The organism is Rufibacter hautae, assembly GCF_008271695.1.
Lineage (GTDB): Bacteria > Bacteroidota > Bacteroidia > Cytophagales > Hymenobacteraceae > Nibribacter > Nibribacter hautae.
In genome coordinates this window covers 798029-822454 of record NZ_VKKY01000003.1, presented here as the reverse complement: position 1 = coordinate 822454, position 24426 = coordinate 798029, and the positions used below count along the sequence as shown (strand labels likewise).

The following is a 24426-nucleotide window of genomic DNA, read 5'->3' as shown; positions in this document are numbered from 1 at the left end:
TTATTTTTGATAGAAAAACAGTCTGCCAAAGCTGTTGCACAAACGGCTGTTTAGTGGCTGTTTTTCTTATCTCAACCTCAAAACAACATGTACAGACAACCCCTTGCCTGGATTGCTTTTCTATGGCTATCACTCCTGGGTTCTTTTACGGCAACGGCCCAGCAAAAGCTGCTGACCATGGAAGATGCCTTCCTCAACCCCAGCCTCACGCCCGCCAACCTGCGCCGACTCACCTGGGTGCCCGGCACCAATGACTACAGTTATGTAAGCGACAAAATGGACCAGTTGCTGCGCGGCTCGGTGCGGGAAAACGCCCGTCCGGTTCTTTCCCTCCAGGACCTCAACGTGGCCCTGGAGAAAGCTGGCGTGGCGAAAGTCTCTAACGTAAATGGCCTGGAATGGCTCAACGCCAACGAGGTAGTTTTAAAGCAGAACGGCACGGTTCTCCGCTATAACCCGCAGACCAAAGCGGGCCAGGTATTCTACAAACTGGACGCTACTGCCGAGAATGCTGACTTTGCCCCTAACCACCAGCGCGTGGCCTACACCAAAGCCCAGAACCTATTTATTTCCCAGCCCGGGGCCGAGAACAAGCAAATTACCCAGGAAACGAACCCTGCCATTGTGAACGGCCAGGCGGCGCACCGCTCCGAGTTCGGGATTACGAAAGGCACGTTCTGGAGCCCCAGCGGCAACAGCCTGGCTTTCTACCGCATGGACCAGACCATGGTCACTGATTACCCGCTGGTAGACGTGAGCGAGGTGCCAGCCAAACTGAACAACATCAAATACCCCATGGCCGGCGGCAAAAGCCACCACGTGACGGTGGGCGTGTACAACGTGGCCTCGGGCAAGACGGTTTTCCTGAAAACCGGCGAGCCCGCCGAGCAGTACCTCACCAACCTGACCTGGAGCCCCGACGAGAAATCCATTTACCTGGCCGTGGTGAACCGCGCCCAGAACCAGATGTGGCTGAACCAGTACGATGCCGCCACCGGCGCTTTCGTGAAGACCTTGTTTGAGGAGAAAAACGACAAATGGGTAGAGCCTGAACACCCCCTGTACTTCGTGCCGGGCAAACCCGATCAGTTTGTCTGGATAAGCGAGCGCGACGGCTTTGACCACCTGTACCTGTACAGCACCAACGGCCAGCTTATTCGGCAATTGACCAAAGGTGAGTGGGTGGTGACGGATTTGGTAGGTTTTGACAAAAATGGCCGCGAAGCGTACTACACCTCCACCGCCGAGAGCCCGCTGGAACGTCACTTCTACGCCGCCGAGCTCAGCACCGGCCGCACCGGCAGATTGACCCAAGGCAGCGGCGTGCACAACATCTCCTTCAGCCCCACCGGCCAGTTCTTCATAGACAACTACAGCAGCCCGGCCACGCCGCGCACCATCCGTATCCTGGACACCGATGCCGGCAAAATCACCAAAACCCTGCTGGTGGCTCCCAACCCGCTGGAAGGTTACGCTCTGGGCGAGACCACACTTTTCCCCATCAAGGCCGAGGACGGCACCACGGACCTGTTCTGCCGCATGATCACGCCGCCCAACTTCGATGAGAAGAAAAAGTATCCGGTGGTGGTGTACGTGTATGGCGGCCCGCACGCACAGATGGTCAACAGCAGCTGGCTGGGCGGCGCCAACCTCTGGATGCAGCTCATGGCCCAGAAAGGATACATCGTGTTCACCCTGGACAACCGCGGCTCCGCCGATAGAGGCCGCGCCTTTGAGCAAGCCATCTTCCGCCAGGTGGGCGTGCCCGAGGTGAGCGACCAGATGAAAGGTGTGGCTTACCTTAAAAGCTTGCCCTACGTAGATGCCAACCGCTTGGGCGTGCACGGCTGGAGCTACGGCGGTTTCATGACCACTTCCCTCCTACTCAAGCAGCCCGGCGTCTTCAAAGTGGGCGTAGCCGGTGGCCCCGTGATTGACTGGCGCCTCTACGAAGTCATGTACACCGAGCGCTACATGGACACGCCCCAGGAAAACCCGCAAGGCTTCGAGCAGGCCAACCTCCTCAACCAGGTGAAGAACCTCAAAGGCAAACTGCTCATGATCCACGGCACCATAGACGATGTGGTGGTATGGCAGCACAGCCAATCCTTCCTCAAAAAAGCCGTGGACGAAGGCGTGCTTCTGGATTACTTCGTGTACCCTGGCCACCCGCACAACGTGGGCGGCAAAGACCGCGTGCACCTCTACAAGAAAGTAACCGAGTACTTTGACGAGCATCTGAAGTAAAGATGTTTTAGAGGCAGTTTTAAGAAAATAGCCCAAAAGGAAAGAAGTCAGAGGGAGTTGCTATTTCTAGCGGCTCCCTTTTTGTTTTACTTCCTATCTCTATCTTTGACAGTCCACTTCACGCACCTTCTGATGAAGCTCATTTTCCTCTGTCTATTCATCCTGTTGTCTGGAACAGTGACAGCTCAAGTTATTTCACCGGAGAACCGAATTGTAGTGCTTGGCGCAGCCTCCATGGAAACCCCTGCAGACCGGGTTACTTTTCATGTCTACCTTTCCACCATAGATACCTTCAGTCTGGACAAGGTGTATGAACAGCATAAATTGTTAGAAGCAAAAGTGTTCAAGATACTGAACGAATTTCACGTGCCCTCTCAGAAAGTAAAGTACAGTCTTTTCTCAGTAGTAAGACGCCCCTCTGTTTATGGTCCAGCCAATGGAAACGAGGTTTTGGTATTTGAAGGAACGCAAGAAGTCACTTTTACCATTGATGCCATCAAGGATTACCCCAGCATCCAGGAAAAATTAATCAGGGCAGGAGTTCACAATTTTAACAGCAGTTTCTCTTCTTCTAAGGAGGAAGCCATGAAGAAAGAAGTGCTAGCCAAAGCTGTGGCTGCAGCAAAAGAGAAAGCAGAAATTATTGCATCTGCGGCAGAAAGAAAGGTGAAACGCATTGTGAAGGTAGCCGAGACGGATGAATCAGACCCTACTTTCAGTAACTATGCAGGAAATGGCATAACAGCATCGGCTCCCATGCAGGGTTCTTTGGTAGACATATCGCAGAATGTTTCTGTGTCCATAACTGTGAAAGTTGTATTTGAGTTAAAATAGTGGATGACTAATGAATCCGCTGACTCCCAAACTTTCTATGGGTGACTGTCCCTGATTAAAGATTTAAGAAAGTCAAAAGAGCAAGAAACCATTGTCTTTAACTACCCAAACCAAAATGCATATCCATGCTGAACCGATTTCATTACTTGGCAATTTCCCTTGGCTTGAGTCTTCTCTCATCTTGCCAAACCACAAGCGCTCCCTCCACCAATACTCCTCCCGTAATCACAAACGAACCCATCGCCGTCAATGAGGCCATAGCCCAAGTCACGGAAGACAGCTACCGCACCTATGTGACTGCGCTGGCGTCTGATAACATGGAAGGCCGCAAGCCGTTTACCGCCGGCGAGAAGAAAACCCTCGCGTACCTGGAAGCACAGGCCAAAGCCCTGGGACTGGAACCCGGCAACGGTGCCAGCTACCTGCAGGAAGTACCCATGGTGGAAATCACCTCCGCCCCTGCCCAGACCATGACCGTGAAAGGCAAAAAGTCCATGACCTTGAAAGGGCTGGAAGAGTACGTGATCTGGGCCAGACGCCCCGAGGAGAATGTCTCCATCAAAGACAGCGAATTGGTGTTTGCCGGCTTCGGGATTGTGGCACCGGAATACAAGTGGAATGACTACGCCGGGCTAAACGTGAAAGACAAGGTAGTGGTGGTGCTGGTGAGCGATCCGGGGTTCTACTCTTCAGACACCACGTTCTTCAAAGGCCGCACCATGACGTACTACGGCCGCTGGACCTACAAACTGGAGGAAGCCGCCCGCCAGGGTGCCAAAGGTTGCCTTATTGTGCACGCCACTGAGCCGGCCGGCTACGGCTTCAAGGTGGTGCAGAACAACTGGAACACCTCCAAATTCTACCTTGATCCAAAAGGAAAGGACGCATACCGCTGCGCCATGGAAGGCTGGATCACCACACCCGTGGCCGAGAAGCTGTTCGCCGCGGCAGGCAAGAACTTCGGGACGGAATTGCAGCGGGCCGCCAAACCTGGGTTCAAGGGCAACGCTTTGGGCTTAACCGTGAGCACTTCTCTCAAAGCCAAAGTGCGGTATGACAAATCTTACAACTTCATTGCGAAGATCAGCGGCAGCAAACGCCCCGAGGAAGCCATCGTGTACTCCGCGCATTGGGATCACCTGGGCATCGGGAAGAAGAATGAGCAGAATGACAGCATCTACAACGGCGCCGCCGATAACGCCAGCGGTACCGCAGGGTTGCTGGCCGTAGCCAAGGCGTTCCAGGCGCAAGGCCAGAAACCAGACCGAACCGTGGTGTTTCTTTCCGTTACCGCTGAGGAGCAGGGCTTGTTAGGTTCCCAATTCTACGCCGAGAACCCCACCTTCGCGAAAGAGAAAACCGTGGCCAACCTCAACATGGACATGCTCAACCCCTACGGCACCACCAAAGACATCGTGCTCATTGGCATGGGGCAGTCTGAACTGGAGGAATTCCTGTCAGAGGAGGCACAAAAGGCGGGCCGCTACATCGCCCGTGACCCTAACCCAGAGGCAGGTTTGTATTACCGCTCAGACCACTTCAACTTCGCGAAGATGGGTATTCCGGCACTGTTTACCGGCATGGGCATCGACCACCTGCAACTCGGCAAAGGCGAGGGCAAAAAGCTCCTGGACAACTTCACGGCCAACATCTACCACAAACCCAACGACGAGGTGAACGCCGCCTTCAAGACGGAAGGCGCCACCGCCGATCTGCAGTTGCTCTACCAAGTGGGCAAGCGCCTGGCTTTCTCCAACCAGTGGCCGCAGTGGAAAGCCGGTTCTGAGTTCAAGGCCGTGCGGGACGGGTACATGAATAAGTAAGGCTTGTTTGCGCCCGATTTCACAAAATCAGCTGGAAATCACCAAAGGCGAGGCTGCTCCTGAGTTGGGGCGGCCTCGTTTATTTAGCCCCTCGCGCCTCAGACCTCATGCCTTCCCGTATAGCTACCTGAACAAACTCCTGTAAATATGTGGTGGATGTATGCGCTTCTCTCGGCTGTTTTTGCGGCCTTAACCGCCGTTTTCGCCAAAATGGGCATCAAAGGCGTGGACTCTGACCTGGCTACGGCCATCAGGACGGTGGTCATTCTGGTATTGGCCTGGTCTATTATACTGGTGAAAGGCAGCTTGGGCACCGTTACAGATCTTTCCAAAACCAACTGGACCTTCCTGCTATTGTCTGGGGTGGCCACCGGTCTTTCCTGGATTTTCTATTTCAAAGCGCTGCAATTGGGCAAGGTCTCCCAGGTAGCGCCGGTAGACAAAGCCAGCGTGGCCATCGCCATTCTGCTCTCCGTCGTTTTCCTGGGCGAGGCCCTGACCCTGAAAACCGCTATTGGCGCCGGGCTCATCATTGCAGGCACGTTGGTCCTGATTGCCTGAGTTTGGCTCCTTTGTTTTGTGGCCATTTTTGTAAAAGAAGTCCCTAAACGCTATCCTAAATCCATAAACAACAAAGCGGCCTCCACTTATCATGCAAGTGGAGGCCGCTTTGTTGTTTATGTTGTAGAGGCTGAAATTAAATCGCTTTCGCTTTTTCCGTGAGCCAGGCTAATTCTTCCGGGGTTAAATGCGGCCCTAGTTTCTCCACTACTCCCTGGTTGTAGGTATTCAGCCATTGGATGTGGTGCGCCTCCAGCAGGCCTTTGTTCACGGGGGCCGTGTCAATCAGGAACTGGGTGAGCGTCTCAAAGGTGTAGAACTCCCCGAACTCATTTGTTTCATCCGGCACGGTGAGCACCAGGTTTTCGATTCTTATCCCATAACGGCCGGGACGGTAGATGCCAGGCTCCACCGAGGTGATCATTCCCAGTTCAATGTCCACGGGCAATGGCGTGGGATTGAAGGTGTGCGGCCCTTCGTGCACGTTCAGGAAAAAGCCTACGCCGTGGCCGGTGCCGTGTCCGTAATTGCGGGCGTGGTCCCAGAGTGGTTTGCGGGTGATGGCATCAATCTGGTAGCCGCGGGTGCCTTTGGGGAACCGGGCGGTGGAGCCGTCAATGGTGCCTTTCAGGACAAGCGTGTAGTCCGTTTTTTCTTCTTCAGTGAGGTTGCCCAGGGAGATCACGCGGGTGATATCGGTGGTGCCGGTCTGGTATTGTCCGCCGGAATCCAGCAGGAACAAGCCCTCGGGTTTCAGCACTACGTTACTTTCCGGGGTGGCTTTGTAGTGCGGCAAGGCGCCGTGCTCGCGGTAACCCGCAATGGTATCGAAGCTTTCGCCCACGAAGCCTTCCTGCTCGGCCCGGAACTCCCGCAACTTCTCGGCGGCAGAGATCTCGGTGATTTCTGTTTTGGTGATGTTTTCCTCTAACCACTTAAAAAACCGGGTGAGGGCCACGCCGTCTTTCACCATAGTGGTGCGGGTGTGCGCCACCTCGGCCTGGTTCTTGATCGCCTTGAAAACGGTGGTAGGGTTGGTTTCCTGAAATACGCTGATCTGGGCAGGCAATTGCTCAAACAGGGTTTGGCAGGTGCGTTTCGGGTCCAGGAAAATGGAAGACTCCGCGGGTAACTGGCTCAGGGCCTGCCCCACTGCCTCATAGGGCTGGAGGGTTACGCCGGCGCGCGCCAGACGGCCTTTCTCTTCCTGGCTCAGTTTGGTTTCGTCTATAAACAACACGGCTTGGTTCTGGCTGATCAGCGCGAAGCTCAACACCACCGGATTGCATTTCACATCGCTCCCGCGCACGTTGAAAAGCCAGGCAATGTCATCCAGCGAAGAGATAAGGTGATACGCGGTTCCAGCTTCCTGCAAAGCTCCGCGAAGTTCCTGTAGTTTGTCTTCCAAGGATTTCCCGGTGATTTGCTCGTCCAGCAAAAAGGCCGGAGCAGTAGGCAGGGCCGGGCGGTTCTCCCAGACGGCCTCCAGGTAATCACGGTCGGTGGCAAGCTGGATACCGCGGCGTTTTAATTGCTGCTCCAGAAGTTGGGCCAGGGTCAGGGACATGAGTCGGCCGTCAAAAGCAACCGTTTCGCCACTCTGCAATTTGCCGGCCAGCCACTGGATGTACTCCGGCGCGTGCTGCACTCGCAGTTTCACCAGTTCAAAGCTAGAACCGGCTAATTGTTCCTGGGCCTGCTCAAAGTAACGGGCATCGGTCCAGAGGCCGGCGAAATCCTGGGTGATCACCAAGGTGCCCGCTGATCCGGTGAAGCCCGAGGCAAAGGCGATGCACTTGTAACGGTCTGGCACGTATTCGCTGATGTGCGGGTCCGCCGATGGAATGATGTAGGCACTCACGCCCTGCGCTTGCATCTGCTGCCGGATGCCGGCTAATCTATCTGTGTGGTTCATGGATTCATTAAGGTATTTGCGGGCCAAATTACGATTTTTAAGGAAGGTGAGACACATCCACCCAGGTGCCAAATTACCGGACTGCTGGCCTCCCTTTGCAGGATAATCGGATGGGAAAGAGAAGATAGACACAGTATCAGCTCCTTGTGGCGCAATTGCTAACAAAGCCGTACTTTTGCTAAAGAATTGAGCGCCATACGTTCCAGGCAACTCCGTTCCAGATTCCCGATTCTTCATTTCTAATTACCAGAGCATGCCCGTACCCTCCGCTGACTTTAAGCAGGCGTTGAAAAAATTAAGTGAGAAAGAGAAGGAAGCCCTTATTCTGCGGCTGGTGCGCAAAGACGCCGAGGCGTACGATGCCCTGGCCTTTGAACTGCTGGACGATGTCACGCTGGAAACCCTCTACGAGCGCAGCACCGAGACCATCCATGACATCCTGTTCACCGTCTCCGGCAGGTCTCTGAGCAAGGCCTTGAACCGCGGCCTGAAGAAAGCCAACCAGGAGATTGCCCGTTACCAGCGCATTACCAAAGACCGCAAAGGCGAGATAGAGCTCCACCTGTACCTGCTGGGGCAGATCTTCGATAACTTCACCGGGCAGTTTGATAGCATCTACAAGGGTTTCTACGTGGCCACCGCCCGGCTGGTATTGCGCACCATGACGCTCATTAAAAAGCACCTGCACCAGGATTACCACCTGGAGTACCAGGACCAGCTCAATACCTTCCTGACCGACCTGAACGGCCGCAGCAAACGCCGGCAATTGTCGTTTGACTTGCCTGTTCAATTTGAGGTAGACTAATATGACCACCCTTTTTAGCCCTATTTTCCAAAAATCAGCCTTAAACCATTGTCTCTGCTTTTGCTTTTTGGCCGTGGTATCTATGCTACCCTCAGGACTGCGGGCGCAGGAGATGACCTCTACACCCGTGTACCGGAACCTGGCGCTGGAGGGCGGCGGCATCAGGGGTATTGCGTACGGCGGCGCGTTGCTGGAACTGGAGAAACGGGGCTTGCTGCAACCCATTGAGCGCGTGGCGGGCACCTCGGCGGGCGCCATTCAGGCCTGCTTGTTGGCCATGGGCTACAGGCCGCAGGAAATCACCGAGATCACGTTTGCCACGCCTTTGCAGCAGTTCACCGATGGCCGTTTCCTGTTCCTGGGCGGGTTCAACCGCATGGCCAAGAATTACGGCTGGTACCGGGGCGAGAAGTTCACGCAGTGGCTGGCTTCGCTTATAGACCAGAAAACCGGGAACCCCAATCTGACTTTCGCGGAGTTGCATGCCCTGGCGGGGAAAAACGGTTTCCGGGACCTGTACATCACCGGCACCAACCTGTCGCAGCAGCGGGCGGAGGTGTTCAGCCACGAGACGTACCCCCAGATGCGCGTGAAAGACGCCGTCAGAATCTCCATGAGCGTGCCTTTGTTCTTCCAGGCGGTGTTCATGGACCCAAAGGGAGGCGTGCACCCCAAACCGCTGCCAAACGGGGGCACCTCGGTGATGGTAGACGGCGGCTTGCTGGCCAACTTCCCTATCATGGTGTTTGATGACCAGCGGTATGTTTCCGGCGGACGGATCTTGGCTGGACCCCAGGAAAACCGTTTCATCAACCCCGAAACGTTGGGCATCAGGCTGGACCACGATGACCAGATTGCCTATGACGCGGAGCGCAAAGGGCTGGCGCCGCACCAGATTGTGGACCTACCCTCCTACATGAACGCCTTTTACCGCATGGTGCTGGAGAACCTGAACCGGTATGCCCTCACGCCCGCAGACTGGGACCGAACCGTCTCAGTGAGTACCGCCGGCTTTGGGCCCAAGGTGAAGCGCCTTTCTGAGAAGGACAAAGAGAAACTGCTGGCCAGCGGCCGCACCGGCATGCTGCAGTTCTTCGCGGCCTGTGAGTAAGCAGATGATGATCGGCCTTCCCTTCTGTTTTCTTGGCGTAAGGCGTTTTTGCGCCTGTTTTGGCTAAATACCTCCAAAGCATTAGAGGCTTCTAGGTTTCCTACAATATAGCACTAGTCTTATTTTTCTTAAACCTGACACGGAAGTTCACGTTCATGGAAGTTATAAACCATAACCGAACGTATGTCAACTAACAAGAAACAAAATGTCGTGGAGGTTCTGTCAGAACTAAACGAATTTGTCCATGATGGCCTGGAAGGCTACGAGCGTGCCGCCAAGGAAAGCACTGATACGCTCCGCCAGGACGCGTACCGCCGTTTTTCACAGCAGCGCCTGGCGTTCGCCAATGAACTGAACCAAGTAATCCAGCAACACGGCGGCACCCCCGAGCGTGATACCACAGCCAAAGGCAAACTGTATCGCCAATGGATGGATTTCAAAGCCACCATCACCGGCAGCAGCGAGGAAGCCATTTTGGGCTCCTGCATCTACGGCGAAGAATGGGCCCAAAAAGCCTACCGCGATGCCTTAGACCATGAGTTGCCCGCCGAGGTACGCGGCATCATCCTGCGCCAGCGCGAAGCCTCTACCGATGTGCTCTCTTATTTGCACCAGCTTTGGGAAGCAGCCGGATACGAAGAGGAAGCGCCAACCGGCTTAACCGCCGCCACCGCTGTGACCTCCACTCCTAACCAAACCTGGAGAACCGCCTTGTACGTGGCCGCCGGTGCTGCCGGAGCCGCCCTTATATACGGCCTTATCACCAAAAGAATTCCTACCGATCGCCTTATTGCCACCGTCACCAACCTTGCCAAAGGCAAACTGGGATCAGACGGGCAGACTTCTGCCAAAACCAGCAAGGCGAATCAGTCACGCTAAGCAACCACAAAAAAAACGGCGGACAATGTCCGCCGTTTTTCCTCATCCTATAACACATTCACTATAACTTAAATCTTTAGAACCTGAATCCTACCGAGGCTTTGAACCCGTGGTTGTAGGATTTGTAATCTGCCCCTTCGTCAATGGTGGTGAAGCCCATGTCATAGCTACCACCCACATTCAAGCCGTTCTGGAACTGGTACCCAGCACCCGCCGACATGCCCACGTCCACTTTGCGCTGGCTGTTCTGCCACTCAAAATCATTGTTGTAAGCAGAGAACCCAAAAGCCCCGGCATTCACGTTTACCTTGTTGGAGAGTAGGAAAGACACCTGCGGACCGGCAAACAGGTTGAAACCGCTGCCCAGGTACACTTTGGCCAGCAAAGGCACATCAATGTATTCTGCTTTATTGGTTAGGGTAACTTTGGCGTTGGCAAACTGGGCCGCATCACCGGGTACTCTGCCTTCCAGCACCATCCCTTTCTGGGAGTACTGCACGCCGGGTTCAAACTCAAACCCGTTAGACAGCGGGATGCTCAGGTAAGCACCGGCGTGGAAACCCTGCCGCATTCTGGTCTGCACGTTGCCGTCTGTGTACTCCAGCATCTCCCCGAAGCTTTTCACGGTTTCGCCTTGCCAGCCGGTTACGCTGTAACCGCCTTTGATTCCTACTCTCACCCCGCCGCCATCCTGGGCGAAGCTTTTATTCAGTAATCCTGCCAGCAGAACCACCGCTATTAGTAATGTCTTTTTCATATCGCTTGTATTTTCAAATCTTCAACCGGTCCCGGGCTTGTATCTGCCTAAATGGAAAAACCGTGCCAAAAACGCTCTCCTCCCTAGCGGAAAGCGTGAAAACACAAGCAAACTATTTTATAGAGTATTGACTATCAGATAAATAAATCTCTTGAAAATGTAGACTAAAGCTTAAAACAAGAAGGCCCCGCCTACTAAAAGACGGGGCCTTCCATGTTCTACAAACTAGTATTCTCTATAATTTGATGAGTTTTACGTCTTCCCAGTAACCCATGATTTTGTCGTTGGGTCCAACCAGGATATCTATGCGGTTCTTGATGCGGCGGTGCATGGCGTCGCGCACCACATAGGTGCCATCCATTTGGGGCGAGATACCCTCTACCCGCACAGAATCGCCGTATTCTATCTGGCCCCCCCACCGCGACAGCAGGTTTCTGGACAAGGCCAGCCAACGGTGTTGCCGCGGATTCTGCTCATTGATAAGCGAGCCATCGGCGGTGACAAAGGGATCTTCATCGGTCTGCGCTTCTTCTGGGAAGTAGACCGAGGCATCCACATTGATGTGCACCGCATCCTCAGAGGCCGGTAGCTTGGGCGGGGACTTGATGACTACCGGGTGATTTATGGCCGGCATGGCAGGAGCCGGCGTAGTTGACCCTGAAATTTCTTTCAGAAAAGGTAGAAGAATTAAAAGTAGAAGTCCATATGTTTGGTTTTTGACCATGCTTTCGTTGTTGGTTAAACATCAATTTAGGCACTAGGTCTTAAACGGTTTATATTTTACAGGGTTTTACTTCTTGGATTAATACAAATATAGGTTTTTGGGCATGTTTAGCACATATTATGCCATAAAAAGCCCTTTAATGAAAGCACAGCTAGAAAGTAGGTGGCCCATAAAAAAACCTTTTTGCCTCATTTTCATGAAATGAGGCAAAAAGGTTTTTAGGCATATAACCTGATAACGAATGGCTAAATTCTAGCTAGGCAACTCTTTATCCAATACCTGCACAGCCCGCAGGATGGTTTCTACCGCTTTCAGGTAGAAGGCCTGGTGAATGTTTCTGAACTCATCGGTTTCTTGGTGGTAATGCGGATGGTCCTCTACCCCGAAGTAGATAAAAGGGATTTTGGCATTGTGGAAACTGCCGTGGTCAGACTGTTGCGTCCAGTCATCATGGCCCTGTTCCGGGCGGTCATGGCCGAAGCGCAGGTTCAGTCCTTCGGGGACCTTCACTTTATCCAGCAAAGGCTTAAAGGATGGGTAATGATACGCCCCGGAGGCATACAGCTCGTTCTTTTCTGAGATGCTCACCATGTCCAGGTTCACGTCCAGCAGAATGCGTTCTTTGGCGAAAGGCAGGTTGGCCACGAAGGCTTTGGAACCCCGAAGGCCTTGTTCCTCGGCATCAAAGGCCACAAATACGAGCGTATGCTGCGGCTTCTGACTCTGGAAGTGCGAGGCAATGGCCAGAATGGCCCCAATGCCGGAGGCGTCATCGTCGGCGCCGTTGAAGACCTTTCCGTTGCGCGTTCCCACGTGGTCATAATGCGCCGAGATCACAATCACCTTGTCTGATTTGCCCTGAATCATGCCCACCAGGTTCACCCCCTGCACCTCCGCCGAAGCGTTGCGTGGCGTAAACTTGAAGTTCTGCTGATACTGGGTGCCCACCGGTTTCAACCCGATGCTTTGGAAACGCTGCACCAGGTACTGCTGCGCTTTGGCGTGACCCGGCGTATTGGGCAGCCTGCCACCCAAAGAATCGGCGGCCAGGATCTGTACGTCTTTCAGGGCCTGGCTGTGGGCAGGTTGCTGAATGACGTCCTGGGCGCAGGAGGTAAAACTAAGCGTACATACGCTGAAGGAAGCCATCAAAAGGGCTGGTAGAGACTTAGAGAAGTTCATGTCCAAAAGGTACGGCAAAATTCGGAATCCTGCACCTGCGCTAAGGCCTTGCGCTGATTTTGGCCTGGTTTAAGGAAATCGACCTGAAAACAAAAACGCCGCCTTCTTGGAAGAAGGCAGCGTTTCAAGGCTTATATGTTGAGGCAGCTTAGGTAGTGGTGAGCACCCCCACCCGCTGGCCAGATTCATTCAGGAGCAATCCGTCTGTGCTTACGAACAGGTAAGAGAAGTAGCGGCTCTCCAGTACGTAAGGGAACTTGCTGCTTTTGGTTTTCTGCAGCTTGCCAATCACCTCCAGGCCATCTTCGGTTTCCCGAACCAGGTTATAGGAGGTGGTCACGTAGAGACGTTCCTGGGGGGCGCTCTGCAGTCTCACCTGGCGCATGATCTGCTCAGACCCTCTTCTGGAGGTGGTGGCAGGACGTCTGCTGGTGGTGTTAGCGGCAACAGTTGACTCAGACATGATGGGACGGCTTACGCCAGCCACCGTGCGGTTTGGTGTACCGGCTTTAGCGCTAGCCAGGATCTGCTCCTGGGCGTTCCGCCAGCCTCTGCTAATGGCAGTAAGGCGGGAGCTTTTGCCCGGGTGCGTGTAATTATCTTCTTCGTCAGCTAAGGCTTTGATAGCGGCCTGGGCTTCGCTTAACGAGGCACCCATTTTCCGGAGCACAAACCCAGAGAACTCATCGGCCTCCAATTCATCTTGCTTGTTACTGCCGCCTTGTGTAAGGGTGTGCCCGTTCAGGTGGTGGCCAATCTCGTGGGCCAGAATGCTCACCCCAGCCCAGTCAGTTCTAAGCGCATTGTTCAGCGTGCTCACGAAGTTCTCATTGTAGAGAATATAGCGCTTGCCGTTCATGATCACGGCAGCCGCGTTAGGAACGTTGGCAGCGCGCACCTCAAACCGAGGCTTCAGCCCTACCACATCAATAATCTCGGTGATAATATCTCTGGCCCCCACCGCGGCAGGCGCTGCATATGCGGTTGCAGCTCCTCCCTTCGCTTCAGCCACAGCCGGTGTCGCCACCGATGCACCGGTCAGAAAAAGACCGGTAAGTACTGATAAAAGAACCTTTTTCATATGCTTTTCCATGTAGTTTTATAACAGAAGAACAGGCTATTTGATTCAACGCAGAAGCTGTCAAATCATTGCGTAATCACTTAATAGCAAGTTCTCTGCCAATTTTAGAAAAACGGCCGCTAAACGCCCCTTGGGCAAAGGGGTGCTGAAAATATTTTTTTAGTTCCTTCCAGTGCGCAAAAAAGCCCTTAAGCGTATTCCTCAAGGGCTTTTTCTAGAAGATCAATAGTTGTTTTCCTGGTTTGAATCGCCGTCGTTGGTGTCACGCTCGTCTATGGTGTTGCCACCGCCAGCTTTCTCTGTGCCAGAGAAGTTCTCGTCCTGCTTAGAGGCGTCATACCCTGTGACATTCCGTCGGTAGCTGTCATGGTCACTGATATCCTGGCGCTGGTGTTCTGACTGTTTTCCTTGCTCCATTCTGTTCGCAGAGTTGTTGTTTTCCTCTTGATTGGCGGGGTTATTTGCTTTATCTGGCATCTTCTTAAGCTTAGGTGAAACATGGGTGCCCCATTCTGCATCGGGCCTGCCTTCTTGTACTAAAGCGGGGGCAAAAGGTTCTTGCAATCGGGGTTCTGCATTGGTTTTGGAAAACCTATCGCTGCGCCAGACCAGGAAGATCAGGTGACGGTTTTCCGCTCAATTTCCCCTAGCAGGTGCAGAAGCCGCTGGGCGGTATCATCAATCTGGGAGAGCTCTTTCAAGGCTTGGTCTTGTTGCCCCTGCTGGTAGAGTTGCCAAAGGCGGCGGGCAATCACGTGCATTTCATTGTGCACCTTTTCCAGGTCCTTTACCTCGGGCATATGCCCGATGCGGGGCATGGCCACTTCGTAAATCCATTTGCCCAGCGAGCAGCCCGTGGTGGAGATCACCGGCTCAGTGTCAATGTCTGCCCCGTACAGCAAGGCCCTCAGCTTTGATTTGAAGAGCACGTGCTTGATGCGCGCCTGCTCAAAATCCAGCCTTCCTATGCTTTCTAGAAAATTGTTCTGCTCCTCTCTATTCATTGCTAACACTAAGGTGTAAGCCGCATTCCCATCGTAAACCCAACCTTTTCACATGTCTGATGTTTCTCAAAAAACAGGCTAAAATCAACCAAGACATACCAGAAACCAAAGCACCCGAAATCCCCAGACCAGGGCTCCTGTTTTTCAAAGACACCCTGGTCTGGGTCATCAGCCTTCGTCGCGGCCTTTTACCTGCGCCGGGGGCGAGGTAGCCTCTACGGCCGTGAACTCCTCCAGGATTTTGTAGGTGTGCGAGGCGCCTTTGGGTACTACGTAGGAGTTGCCGGGTTCCAGCAGAACCACCTGGCCCTCGGTGTGCAACTCGGCACGACCGGAGATCACGTAGCCTACGGTTTCGTACTCGCGGCGCACCTCGGGTTTGGAGTCGCTGGGCTGCTCTTTTTCCCAGAGGCGCATAGAGACCGTTTTGCCTGATGCCAGGTATTTCTCCCCGTCATCGCCCTTGGGCGAATGGGCGCCGTCTATTTTGGTCACTGTGGTGTCACTCATAGTTTTATCTTTTGGTTAGTTAAGCTTAGGTGTACGAAAAAATCCAGCCTTGTTCCTTATGAAAAGCTGAAAAACAAGCTATTATGTCTGCCAGGCGCAACAGCTTTAACTCTAACTTGGCAGGGCTATCCTTTTCAGAAATGCTTTTTTAAAGCTCGTTGTTTTCCTGGGCCGCTTTCTGGTTAGGCGCATTCAGGGGAGATTGGGTAAGCTCGGTCTCGCTTTCGTAGCCGCGCACCGCCTCCTGCCCTACGCCGCCCGGACCTGGCAAGAACATGTTCACCAAGCCCATGAGATCTGAGGTGGTGCCGGGGAAAAGCCCGTGCAGCATGCTGATGAATTTGGCGTTGAGCCCCAGCGTAACTTCGGATTTACCGTACCGGCAGGCATTGATGATATCGCGGGCGGCCTTGTCGGCGGCCAGGGAAATCAAAGGATTGGCGTCCATGAGCGCGAAAGCGGTGTACTCTTTCTCGTTCTGGCCTTTGACGAAGGCGTTGCGGGCGCTGCCGGTACGCATCAGGCCCGGGTTGATGGTGGTGACGTAGACGCCGTCTTTGATGAGCTCAGACCTGAACCCCTCAGACATGCCCACCAGCGCGAACTTGCTGCCGCTGTACGGCACCAGGTGGGGCACGCTCACCTTCCCTCCCACCGAGGCGATGTTCACGATGCGGCCCTCTCCTCGGGCTTTCATTTCCGGAATCACCTCCAGCATGGTATACAGCGACCCGTAGTAGTGGATGTCCATGGCGGCTTTGAAGTCTTCCACGGTCATTTCTTCCAGCGGCCCGGCGGCAATGATACCGGCGTTGTTGATGAGCACCTCTACCGGTCCCAGCCGGTCTGTGATCTCCCGGATCATGGCTTTCACCTGCCCCTGGTCACTCACATCGCAGTTAAAGGCGAGAACGGTGGCGCCGCCGGCTTCCAGTTCTTCGCGGGCGGCATCCAGTTGGTGCTGGGTACGGGAACAGATGGCTATTTTGGCGCCCTGCTCGGCAAACATGCGGGCCAGCACCAAGCCCAACCCGCGGCTACCACCGGTGATGAGCACGGTGCGGTCTGTAAAGGAGAATTCCTGTTTGCGGCGCGCGCGGGCACGCAGGGCCAGGATTGTCCCCAAGGCGGCCCCGGCCAGTAAAAGTGTTTTCTTGGTTTGATCTTTCATAGTTCTATTTTTTCAGTTTCTTTAGGTAGGCGGCAACGTCTATTCCTTCCCCCAGCACCGGCTTGAAGATATCACCTAGTTTCTGGACGCGGTCAGGTACGTTCTTTATGGTAAACTGCGAAGGGTGCAATCCGGTTTTGACTTCTTCCCACAAAAGCGGCGTGGAAACGGTAACGCCGGCTCTGGGACGCACGCAATAGGGCGCCGCAATGGTCTGCGCGATGGCATTCTGCAGAAAATCAATGTAGATCTGGTTCCGGCGTTCTTTGGGGCTGCGCTCCAGGCTGGTGAGTTTAGGAAGTTTGCCGTGCAGGCGCTGAGCCAACAAATGGGCGAGTTCTTTCACCAACTCAAAGGGCCATTTGGCAGCCAAGGGCACATACAGGTGCATGCCGGTGGCCCCGGAAGTTTTGGCGTAGACAGGTATCTTCAGTTCATCCAGGATCTTCTTCGCGGCCAGCGCCGTTTCTACCACCTCGTCATAGGTGTTCTCGCCGGGGTCCAGGTCCAGCACCAGGTAATCTGGGGTGTCCAGGTTTTGCAGGCGGGAGTTCCAAGGGTTCAACTGAATGCAGCCTAGGTTGTTGAGATAGGCCAAAGCGGCTTTGTTCTGGCAAACCAGGTAATCGACTTGCTTACCCGTGGACTCGGCTTTGATGGACGTGGTCTGGAGCCAATCGGGGGCGTGCTCGCCAGCGTCTTTCTGGAAGAAACCCGGTTTGGTGATGCCGTTTGGGTGCCGCAGCAGAGACTCGGGCCGGTCTTTGAGATAAGGCAGCAACACATCGGCCATGGTCTGGTAGTACAGCACCAAGTCTTTTTTGGAAATGCCCTCCTCGGGCCAATACAGCTTGTCTGGATGCGAAATGGAGATTTGCTTGCCGTCCAGTTCCAGCACCAGAGAGTCTTCGTCTTTTTCCTGTTTTGAGGCCATTTTCGGGTTTTTTAGTTGATGGGGTTTAGCGAGGGACCTTTGCCTTCCAACTCCAGCTGGAAATCATAGTGCAGCTGGGAGGCTTAGTGCCGGTGCACCACAAAATGCAGGGCGCCTTTGCTTATGGCTTCTTTGCCTTCGGGTTCCGGGGTTTGGTTGAAGTGGCGTTTCTGGTGGTATTCTTGCAGGCTCATGTAGGCAGGTCTTTCTTACAAATGGCTGAATTTTGGCAGCTACGTCTGCGCGGCGGGCCAAGCGTTTACTACACGTCTTGTACGGAAGAAACCTTTTCTTTGCTGTCTTGCCCAGGCAGGAGGATTTAGGGGCGTTTCTAGGAAAACAGCCCAAAAACAGAAGGCCTGCCTCTATGCAAGAGACAGGCCTTCTGTGAATTAGTTATAAAGCGCCTAGTTTGTTCTGGCGCCCCGACCGGCTACATCTGGATCATTGTTCTGATCTTTGCCGCCCTTGTTGGGTGAATATTTCTCATCATCTGGGTCACCGCCATGGCCGGCGTGTCCGCTGCTGCGACCGCCGCCGGTACCGTCGTTCCCGTTATGGTTGCCTTTGAACCCGCTGTGGCTATCGCTGAGACCGCCGGCGTGGGTACCGTAGCCAGTGTCTTTGTCACTCTCGGCGCCGTGAATAGGTCGCTTCTCCTCATTCGGCTGTTTGCCAAGTTCCATGTTACGTTCGCCGTAGCCTCCGCCCCGGCGGCCCAGGATATCCCCGCCGCCGTTTACGTCATCGTGGGCTTGGCCATCGTCAATGCGACCGCCGGCATCATTTATGTCTTGGTGTCCGTCGGCGTCATAGTTGGCGGTGTTGCCGCCTTCGGCTTTGGTGCCGTAGTTATGATCCGCAAAAACACCGTCCCCGCGATTTCCATCCTGGCTGTTGTTGCTTCCATTTCCCTTCTGACGGGGCGTTCCTTGGTCCTTATTTTGATCTTCCATAGTTGGTCAGATTTAAGTGAGTACAATAAACTGATGTACCTGTTTACGGGCAGATCCGGGGAGAGTTAGTTAATGGTCTCTATTTTAGAACTCCGGGAGCATTCTCCGGCAGAAGACCAATCAGAAGCACCTCAGCCGATACGGTACGGCTTGCCAGCCAATTTCCGGGCGTTCTCTTATGGGCAGCAGCCAAAAGGTGCGCCTCTCACCTCCCTATAGCCAGGCAGACGAAAGCCGCACAATTGTTTTTGTTTTAGGGCTGATTCTGAGAAAACGGTACTAAAACGGAAATAAGTAAATTGTTCTGTAGCATCGGTCTTAATCCAGCCCGGAAAGGATTTCTATTTTGCTTTTTTCTTGCTCTGCAGGTCTGGCAGCACATTGGCTTTGGCCCACTCCACGGCCAACAGGGTTTTCCCGTCAATGAAGGAGTATTTGGCCAGTTCACTTGGAGACAGTTCCAGGGTTTTGATGTCCTCGTTCTCGTCGCCTTTGCCGCCGCCTTCGCTCGTTTTCTTGCTCACCTCGGCGTAGAACAGGTAGATTTTCTCCGCGAAAGCCCCCGGGGAGGGATAGAAGTCATAGATTTTTTGGAGCTTGTCTACGGCGTAACCGATCTCCTCCTCAATCTCGCGGGTGATGGCCTCCTCCGGTTTCTCGTCTTCGCTGTCCAGCATGCCTGCCACGGCCTCTACCAGGTCCTGCTCAATGGCCGGCCTGAACTGCTTGGCGAAGATGAATTTCTCTTTTTCGGTGTCGTAGACCAGCGCCGCCGCCGCCTGCCCGGTCTGGAAGACCTCACGCTCAAACTCGTTTCCTTTGTCTTGCACGGTGTACACCTGCAGGCGGTAATGCCCTTGGTAAGCGGTTTCTCTCTTGATTATTTCCATAGGTATGAATGGCTTGGTGATAGATCTGATAATCTTAGATTGCTGTGTTACGCAGACAAGGGAAAGCGGTTCCTGCGTTGGGATTGTCCAAAATAAATAAGCCTTAAAACTGGCTATTGTGCCCCGCTATACGTATTTATGGAACAAATTAATCTTAAAAAATGAAAAAGTTATTCTCTCTGTGGGTCATGCTGCTGGTGGTTTCAGCAGGCAGTGCCATGGCGCAAGCTCAGACGCAGACCCAGAGCAGCCATTACAAAGCCGCAGAAACCCTGCTCCTGACCATGGGCAGCCCCAAGACCATTGATGACAACCTCCAGCAGATGCTTACCATGCAGATGGAACAGGTACCGGCCATGAAAGCCGCCGAGGTGGAGGTAAGGTCTTTCTTTTCCAAATACATGAACTGGGATGCCATCAAGTCAGACCTGATTCAACTGTACATGACGGAGTTCACTGAGAAAGAACTCAAAGACATGAACACGTTCTATCTCACGCCCACCGGCAAAAAGATGGCGTCTAAACAGTCTATCATCACCATGAAAAGCGCCCAGATTGGCCAGTCCAAGGTGGAGCCGCACATGATGGAACTGCAGGAGGCCATCCAGAAGAAAATGCAGGGCGACAATTAGGCAACCCGCCCGTCCCGCAAAACGAAACGCCCCAAAGCAACAGGTTCCCTTTCCGGAGGGACTGCTGCTTTGGGGCGTTTTCCTTGAAAATGGGCTAAAAAAGCTAGCTTCTAAATGGACAAACCTTGCTCAAACAATGAGGAAGGCATACCCTTTAACCTTATAAACCTTTCAGTTCAAAGGAGCTTGCCAGAGATTCATCGAAATATTCTGAAACAGGAAACTTATTGTGGTAGAATGAACTTAGGTTTTTATCTATCCCTTTGACTTTTAAGTTTCTATGCGATTCCTTCTGATCCTTGTAGCGCTTCTCTACATGACCAGGGCTTCGGTATTTGCCGCCTCTCTGGGTCCCGATTCCTTACAAACACAAACAGACACCACCTACTTCCAACAGGCCCCCAGCCTTCCCTGGGTGAAACAACACAAAAGCTTGCTGCTAAAATCTTCCTCGGTGCTCCTGGTGACCGGTCTTTTCATTACCTCCTACAACCGGTATGACCGTCCGCTGCACGTTTTGGCACAGCAGGAACGCACCTCTGTTTCTGACAAGACCGCCCGCCTGGTAGAGCCTTTGGGCACGGCCCTTCCGCTGCACGCCACCTTTGCTACCATGTTTGCCATGGGTGCCCTGGCCAAACGGCCCAAGATGCGCGAAGCGGCCCTGGTAGGCTTAGGCGGATTTTACCTGAGTGCGGTTTCTACCAGCATCCTGAAGAAAAGTTTCCAACGCCACCGCCCCAGCAGCACAGATGACAGCCACCTGTTTGACGGCGCCGACGGCAGCGGCAAGAACACCTCTTTCCCGTCATCGCACACGTCCAACGCCTTTGCGGCGGCCACAGCCCTGGCCTCGGTGTACCGAGACAGCAAATGGGTGCCCGAGGTAGCATACGGGGTGGCCACGCTGGTAGGCTTATCCAGGATCAATGACAACAAACACTGGGCTTCTGATGTGCTGGCAGGGGCCGCTTTGGGCTACCTGACCGGAAAGGCCAGCTACTGGGCCATCCGGAAGGCGAAAACCCAACTGCAGAAACGGAACTGGGTGGTCTCTCCTAACTGGCAGAACGGCGCCGCCGGTTTAAACGCCTCCCTGCGGTTCTAACTCACCCGTCAAGATTCTGTTTCAGGCATCTTTTCCTTGAAAGAGCGTTGAAACAGCCCTCCGGCTTTTTGGTTTCTCAGCAGAAAGCTGGCTGACAGAACAATCGGAAATTGGGGTGATTTTAGGCTCAGAAATTGTAAAGCGGAACTGTTACCTTAGGGGCAGTATCCGCTTTTCTTTTTACCGGCTCTGGATACTGAGCCAGACCCACTTGATGAACCTAAAACGCTAGACCAAGATGAAAAAACTCCTTTTTGCCTTCGTGCTCTTCTTCTCCGCTCAGGTTGCGGCCCAGGCCCAACAGATCAAAACGCAGTTGGTGGAGTACAAAGAAGGCTCTACCACTCTGGAAGGTTACCTGGCCTACGATGCCACTAAGAAGGGCAAACAACCGGCGGTGCTGGTGGTACACGAGTGGAACGGCATAGGTGACTACACCAAAAAAAGATGCGACCAGTTGGCCCGAATGGGGTACGTGGCCTTCGCGCCCGATATCTACGGGAAAGGCGTGCGGCCCACCACCTCAGAAACCATGGGTGCCGAGGCTACCAAGTACAAAAACAACATTCCGCTCCTGCGCCAGCGGGTGAACGCCGGGCTTGCCCAGTTGAAGAAACAACCCAACGTAGACGCTACCAAGGTGGCCGCCATCGGGTACTGCTTCGGGGGCACGACGGTGCTGGAACTGGCCCGCAGTGGTGCCGATGTGGCTGGCGTGGTGAGTTTCCACGGGGGTCTGGGCACGCCTAACCCCGCCGATGCCGCCAACATCAAAACCAAGGTTCTGGTAGCGCACGGCGCCATTGACCCGTTTGTGTCCAAGGCCGAACTGGACGGCTTCTTCAAAGAAATGAACGATGCCAAGGTAGACTATCAGTTCATCGCCTACAGCGGCACGGTGCACGCCTTCACCAACCCAGAGGCCGGCTCAGATATCAGCAAAGGTGCCGCCTACAACGCCGCCGCCGACCGCCGCTCCTGGGAAGCTATGAAACAGTTTTTCGCGGAGATTTTCAAAAAGTAAGCTTAAAAAAAGCCCCATAAACCAAAAGCCGTTGCCAGATTCAGTTCTAGCAACGGCTTTTCTATTTACCCACAACAGGCGTTTCCAGGCCCCAATTTTAAAACGAAGCTGGAAATAGGAAGTCCATACCCTGGGGTATTGCAAGGCATATTTTCGCAAGTCATTGACTTGAATCTGCAGGTTTGATACTCCTCCAGTCACCTGTTTTTATCCGGCCCGATTTGTGTATGAAGCCCATTCACCTAATACGTTCTTTCTGGTAGGCTGCGGCGCTACACGATCTTGGTATTTAGCCTTGGCCGTCAACCTACCTTAAAAGATAGCGTAAGGTAAAGGCTTTTAGATGGGTGCTTTCTCCTCCCCCGGCCCCCGGAAAACAGAACTTATTGCCAACCAAACATGCCCAAAAACGCTGCCTTCACACGTGCTCTTCTTCCCTTTTGCCTATTGCTTTGCCTGGCGGGCATTTGCCTTCTGGGCTGTAAAAAGAAGAATCCGCACGCAGAGGAAACGGTGGTTTTCAAGCCCGAGCCTATCTCGCCGGAAGACACCATCAAATACCCCAACGCCCTCATCACCACGCTTAACCGCAAGAACAAGTGGGTAGACTCGGTGTTCCGGCGCATGACCCCAGATGAGCGCATCACGCAACTCATGATGATTGAGGTGTTCTCCAACAAAGGGCCGGCGCACGAGGAAGACGTCCTTCGATTAATTAGGCAGTACAAGGTGGGCGGGCTTATCTTTTTCCAGGGCGGCCCCATCAGGCAAGCCAAAATGACCAACCGCCTGCAGGCCGCCTCCAAGATTCCCCTCTGGATCGGCATGGACGCCGAGAACGGTATTGGCATGCGCATGGACAGCGCCATGCAGTACCCGCTGCCCATGCTGCTGGGCGCCATCAACAATGACAGCCTTATTTACCAGATGGGCGCCGAGATGGCGTTTGAGTTCAAGCGCTTGGGCATGCACCTCAACTTCGCGCCGGTCATAGACGTGAACAACAATCCGCATAACCCCATCATCAGTTACCGGGCCTTTGGGGAGAACAAAGACGATGTCAGTTCCAAGAGCCTGGCCCAGATGATGGGCATGCAGGACAACGGCATCATTGCCACCGCCAAGCACTTCCCCGGCCACGGCGACACCGATGTGGACTCGCACTATGACCTGCCCGTCATCCCCTACGGCCGCAACCGGCTAGACTCCCTGGAACTGTACCCTTTCCGGCACCTCATCCAGAGCGGCGTGGGCGGCATCATGGTAGGGCACATCCACCTGCCCAAACTGGACTCCACCGCCAACCTGCCCGCCTCCCTCTCCAAACCCATCGTGACGGACATCCTCCGGAAAGAACTAGAGTATAGCGGACTCATTTTCACCGATGCCATGGTGATGAAGGGCGTGACCAAGTACTTTAAACCCGGCGAGGCCGAGGTCATGGCGCTGGAGGCCGGCAACGATGTGCTGGAACGTTTGGTAAGCGTGCCGCAGGCGCTGCAAGCCATCAAAGCCGCCATCCGGCAGAAGCGACTGAGCCAAAAGGAGATTGACCGCCGGTGCCGCAAGGTTTTGGCCGCCAAGTACTGGGTGGGGCTGAACAAATACAAACCCATTGTGCTGGACAGCCTTTACCGCGATCTGCACGCCCCGCACGCCCACGAGATGCTCCGGCGCCTCTCAGAAGGGTCGCTCACGCTGCTGCAGAACAAACGCAAGATGATTCCGCTGGAGGATAAAAAGCGCCGTACGGTGGCCAGCCTGGCCGTGGGCGGCACTAAGCCTACGTTTTTCCAGAAACAGATCAAAAACAAACTCACCACCAAGGATTTCTTCCTGCCCCGCCGCACCACCAAGAAAGACCTGGAGAAACTCCGGAAGGAATTGCTCAAGTACGATTTGCTGCTCATCAGTATCTACGGCCCCAGCATCAGGCCCAGCAATAACCTGGGTTTCAGCCCGCAGGAACGCGCCTTGGTGAACGAACTCATCCGGAAGAAGCGAAGCGTAGTGGTGCTGTTTGACAATGCCTACACCTTGAACCGCTTTGAAGACGTGAACCAGGCCACGGCCCTGGTGGTGGGCTACCAGCAACTGCCGGCGGTGCAGGCGGCGGCGGCCAGGCTGCTCACCGGCGACCTCACGCCCCAAGGCAAACTTCCCGTGACCGTGAACGCCCAATTCCGCTACGGCGATGGGCTGTAATTTGGCCGCTCTGCCGCTTTAAGGCTGATTTTAAAAAATCGGCTGCAAAACAAGAGCACAGGTAACGTGATAA

The 24426-nt window shown here is 54.1% G+C and carries 23 protein-coding genes; 11 read left to right on the top strand and 12 right to left on the bottom strand.

Annotated elements, in window-relative coordinates; all coding sequences use genetic code 11:
- The first annotated feature begins 87 nt into the window (after positions 1–87).
- From FOA19_RS19880 to FOA19_RS19865, 4 genes are all read left to right on the top strand, one after another.
- Complete coding sequence (locus FOA19_RS19880; protein ID WP_149092586.1) at positions 88–2247, top strand: S9 family peptidase; 2160 nt, start codon at positions 88–90, stop codon at positions 2245–2247.
- Between the two features lie 132 nt (positions 2248–2379).
- Complete coding sequence (locus FOA19_RS19875) at positions 2380–3081, top strand: SIMPL domain-containing protein (protein WP_149092585.1); 702 nt, start codon at positions 2380–2382, stop codon at positions 3079–3081.
- A gap of 125 nt (positions 3082–3206) precedes the next feature.
- Positions 3207–4904 carry a M28 family metallopeptidase gene (locus tag FOA19_RS19870; protein WP_149092584.1) on the top strand — a complete coding sequence of 566 codons (1698 nt, stop codon included), beginning with the start codon at positions 3207–3209 and terminating at the stop codon, positions 4902–4904.
- Positions 4905–5051: 147 nt separating this feature from the next.
- Positions 5052–5465 carry an EamA family transporter gene (locus FOA19_RS19865; protein WP_149092583.1) on the top strand — a complete coding sequence of 138 codons (414 nt, stop codon included), beginning with the start codon at positions 5052–5054 and terminating at the stop codon, positions 5463–5465.
- A 136-nt stretch (positions 5466–5601) separates the two neighbouring features.
- Here FOA19_RS19865 and FOA19_RS19860 read toward each other — a convergent pair whose 3' ends face one another.
- Positions 5602–7380: an aminopeptidase P family protein gene (locus FOA19_RS19860; RefSeq protein ID WP_149092582.1), complete on the bottom strand. Its 1779-nt coding sequence runs from the start codon at positions 7378–7380 to the stop codon at positions 5602–5604.
- A gap of 253 nt (positions 7381–7633) precedes the next feature.
- Here FOA19_RS19860 and FOA19_RS19855 point away from each other — a divergent pair, with 253 nt between their 5' ends.
- The 3 genes from FOA19_RS19855 (at position 7634) to FOA19_RS19845 (ending at position 10175) form a co-directional block, all read left to right on the top strand.
- Positions 7634–8185 (top strand): hypothetical protein, encoded by a 552-nt coding sequence (locus tag FOA19_RS19855; protein ID WP_149092581.1) that lies wholly within the window; start codon positions 7634–7636, stop codon positions 8183–8185.
- 82 nt (positions 8186–8267) lie between these two features.
- Positions 8268–9296 carry a patatin-like phospholipase family protein gene (locus FOA19_RS19850; RefSeq protein ID WP_190300482.1) on the top strand — a complete coding sequence of 343 codons (1029 nt, stop codon included), beginning with the start codon at positions 8268–8270 and terminating at the stop codon, positions 9294–9296.
- Positions 9297–9479: 183 nt separating this feature from the next.
- Positions 9480–10175 (top strand): ferritin-like domain-containing protein, encoded by a 696-nt coding sequence (locus FOA19_RS19845; RefSeq protein WP_149092579.1) that lies wholly within the window; start codon positions 9480–9482, stop codon positions 10173–10175.
- A gap of 76 nt (positions 10176–10251) precedes the next feature.
- On the opposite strand, the gene FOA19_RS19840 is transcribed toward FOA19_RS19845, so the two are convergent.
- The 11 genes from FOA19_RS19840 to FOA19_RS19790 form a co-directional block, all read right to left on the bottom strand.
- Positions 10252–10932 (bottom strand): porin family protein, encoded by a 681-nt coding sequence (locus FOA19_RS19840; protein WP_149092578.1) that lies wholly within the window; start codon positions 10930–10932, stop codon positions 10252–10254.
- 235 nt (positions 10933–11167) lie between these two features.
- Complete coding sequence (locus FOA19_RS19835; RefSeq protein ID WP_149092577.1) at positions 11168–11566, bottom strand: RlpA-like double-psi beta-barrel domain-containing protein; 399 nt, start codon at positions 11564–11566, stop codon at positions 11168–11170.
- A 342-nt stretch (positions 11567–11908) separates the two neighbouring features.
- Positions 11909–12838, bottom strand: coding sequence for a M20/M25/M40 family metallo-hydrolase (locus tag FOA19_RS19830; protein ID WP_223808991.1), 930 nt, complete (start codon positions 12836–12838; stop codon positions 11909–11911).
- Between the two features lie 148 nt (positions 12839–12986).
- Positions 12987–13919, bottom strand: a complete 933-nt coding sequence (locus tag FOA19_RS19825; RefSeq protein WP_149092576.1) for a M48 family metalloprotease — start codon at positions 13917–13919, stop codon at positions 12987–12989.
- 222 nt (positions 13920–14141) lie between these two features.
- On the bottom strand, positions 14142–14396 hold the full coding sequence (locus FOA19_RS19820; protein WP_149092575.1) for a hypothetical protein: 255 nt from the start codon (positions 14394–14396) through the stop codon (positions 14142–14144).
- A gap of 140 nt (positions 14397–14536) precedes the next feature.
- Positions 14537–14923 (bottom strand): CZB domain-containing protein, encoded by a 387-nt coding sequence (locus FOA19_RS19815; protein ID WP_149092574.1) that lies wholly within the window; start codon positions 14921–14923, stop codon positions 14537–14539.
- 168 nt (positions 14924–15091) lie between these two features.
- Positions 15092–15433: a cupin domain-containing protein gene (locus FOA19_RS19810; protein WP_149092573.1), complete on the bottom strand. Its 342-nt coding sequence runs from the start codon at positions 15431–15433 to the stop codon at positions 15092–15094.
- 148 nt (positions 15434–15581) lie between these two features.
- Positions 15582–16604: an SDR family NAD(P)-dependent oxidoreductase gene (locus FOA19_RS19805; protein ID WP_149092572.1), complete on the bottom strand. Its 1023-nt coding sequence runs from the start codon at positions 16602–16604 to the stop codon at positions 15582–15584.
- A 4-nt stretch (positions 16605–16608) separates the two neighbouring features.
- Positions 16609–17538, bottom strand: coding sequence for a non-homologous end-joining DNA ligase (ligD, locus tag FOA19_RS19800; RefSeq protein WP_149092571.1), 930 nt, complete (start codon positions 17536–17538; stop codon positions 16609–16611).
- A 407-nt stretch (positions 17539–17945) separates the two neighbouring features.
- Entirely contained in the window at positions 17946–18494 is a 549-nt protein-coding gene (locus tag FOA19_RS19795; RefSeq protein WP_149092570.1) for a hypothetical protein, read from the bottom strand.
- 341 nt (positions 18495–18835) lie between these two features.
- Positions 18836–19384, bottom strand: coding sequence for an NUDIX domain-containing protein (locus FOA19_RS19790; protein WP_149092569.1), 549 nt, complete (start codon positions 19382–19384; stop codon positions 18836–18838).
- Positions 19385–19545: 161 nt separating this feature from the next.
- Here FOA19_RS19790 and FOA19_RS19785 point away from each other — a divergent pair, with 161 nt between their 5' ends.
- From FOA19_RS19785 to FOA19_RS19770, 4 genes are all read left to right on the top strand, one after another.
- On the top strand, positions 19546–20016 hold the full coding sequence (locus FOA19_RS19785; RefSeq protein WP_149092568.1) for a DUF2059 domain-containing protein: 471 nt from the start codon (positions 19546–19548) through the stop codon (positions 20014–20016).
- A gap of 280 nt (positions 20017–20296) precedes the next feature.
- Positions 20297–21124, top strand: coding sequence for a phosphatase PAP2 family protein (locus tag FOA19_RS19780; RefSeq protein WP_149092567.1), 828 nt, complete (start codon positions 20297–20299; stop codon positions 21122–21124).
- A gap of 238 nt (positions 21125–21362) precedes the next feature.
- Entirely contained in the window at positions 21363–22148 is a 786-nt protein-coding gene (locus tag FOA19_RS19775) for a dienelactone hydrolase family protein (protein ID WP_149092566.1), read from the top strand.
- A gap of 399 nt (positions 22149–22547) precedes the next feature.
- The gene (locus tag FOA19_RS19770) at positions 22548–24353 is read left to right on the top strand and encodes a glycoside hydrolase family 3 protein (protein ID WP_149092565.1); all 1806 of its coding nucleotides are present in this window, start codon (positions 22548–22550) and stop codon (positions 24351–24353) included.
- The last annotated feature ends 73 nt before the right edge of the window (positions 24354–24426 follow it).

What these genes read in the sequence shown, in the direction of transcription:
- FOA19_RS19810 (WP_149092573.1), bottom strand. Translation starts at nt 15,433, where the DNA reads ATGAGTGACACCACAGTGACCAAAATAGACGGCGCCCATTCGCCCAAG.
- ligD (WP_149092571.1), bottom strand. Translation starts at nt 17,538, where the DNA reads ATGGCCTCAAAACAGGAAAAAGACGAAGACTCTCTGGTGCTGGAACTG.
- FOA19_RS19780 (WP_149092567.1), top strand. Translation starts at nt 20,297, where the DNA reads ATGCGATTCCTTCTGATCCTTGTAGCGCTTCTCTACATGACCAGGGCT.
- FOA19_RS19790 (WP_149092569.1), bottom strand. Translation starts at nt 19,384, where the DNA reads ATGGAAATAATCAAGAGAGAAACCGCTTACCAAGGGCATTACCGCCTG.
- FOA19_RS19815 (WP_149092574.1), bottom strand. Translation starts at nt 14,923, where the DNA reads ATGAATAGAGAGGAGCAGAACAATTTTCTAGAAAGCATAGGAAGGCTG.
- FOA19_RS19835 (WP_149092577.1), bottom strand. Translation starts at nt 11,566, where the DNA reads ATGCCGGCCATAAATCACCCGGTAGTCATCAAGTCCCCGCCCAAGCTA.
- FOA19_RS19820 (WP_149092575.1), bottom strand. Translation starts at nt 14,396, where the DNA reads ATGCCAGATAAAGCAAATAACCCCGCCAATCAAGAGGAAAACAACAAC.
- FOA19_RS19785 (WP_149092568.1), top strand. Translation starts at nt 19,546, where the DNA reads ATGAAAAAGTTATTCTCTCTGTGGGTCATGCTGCTGGTGGTTTCAGCA.
- FOA19_RS19865 (WP_149092583.1), top strand. Translation starts at nt 5,052, where the DNA reads ATGTGGTGGATGTATGCGCTTCTCTCGGCTGTTTTTGCGGCCTTAACC.
- FOA19_RS19870 (WP_149092584.1), top strand. Translation starts at nt 3,207, where the DNA reads ATGCTGAACCGATTTCATTACTTGGCAATTTCCCTTGGCTTGAGTCTT.
- FOA19_RS19845 (WP_149092579.1), top strand. Translation starts at nt 9,480, where the DNA reads ATGTCAACTAACAAGAAACAAAATGTCGTGGAGGTTCTGTCAGAACTA.
- FOA19_RS19805 (WP_149092572.1), bottom strand. Translation starts at nt 16,604, where the DNA reads ATGAAAGATCAAACCAAGAAAACACTTTTACTGGCCGGGGCCGCCTTG.
- FOA19_RS19770 (WP_149092565.1), top strand. Translation starts at nt 22,548, where the DNA reads ATGCCCAAAAACGCTGCCTTCACACGTGCTCTTCTTCCCTTTTGCCTA.
- FOA19_RS19875 (WP_149092585.1), top strand. Translation starts at nt 2,380, where the DNA reads ATGAAGCTCATTTTCCTCTGTCTATTCATCCTGTTGTCTGGAACAGTG.
- FOA19_RS19825 (WP_149092576.1), bottom strand. Translation starts at nt 13,919, where the DNA reads ATGAAAAAGGTTCTTTTATCAGTACTTACCGGTCTTTTTCTGACCGGT.
- FOA19_RS19855 (WP_149092581.1), top strand. Translation starts at nt 7,634, where the DNA reads ATGCCCGTACCCTCCGCTGACTTTAAGCAGGCGTTGAAAAAATTAAGT.
- FOA19_RS19775 (WP_149092566.1), top strand. Translation starts at nt 21,363, where the DNA reads ATGAAAAAACTCCTTTTTGCCTTCGTGCTCTTCTTCTCCGCTCAGGTT.
- FOA19_RS19830 (WP_223808991.1), bottom strand. Translation starts at nt 12,838, where the DNA reads ATGAACTTCTCTAAGTCTCTACCAGCCCTTTTGATGGCTTCCTTCAGC.
- FOA19_RS19840 (WP_149092578.1), bottom strand. Translation starts at nt 10,932, where the DNA reads ATGAAAAAGACATTACTAATAGCGGTGGTTCTGCTGGCAGGATTACTG.
- FOA19_RS19850 (WP_190300482.1), top strand. Translation starts at nt 8,268, where the DNA reads ATGCTACCCTCAGGACTGCGGGCGCAGGAGATGACCTCTACACCCGTG.
- FOA19_RS19860 (WP_149092582.1), bottom strand. Translation starts at nt 7,380, where the DNA reads ATGAACCACACAGATAGATTAGCCGGCATCCGGCAGCAGATGCAAGCG.
- FOA19_RS19795 (WP_149092570.1), bottom strand. Translation starts at nt 18,494, where the DNA reads ATGGAAGATCAAAATAAGGACCAAGGAACGCCCCGTCAGAAGGGAAAT.
- FOA19_RS19880 (WP_149092586.1), top strand. Translation starts at nt 88, where the DNA reads ATGTACAGACAACCCCTTGCCTGGATTGCTTTTCTATGGCTATCACTC.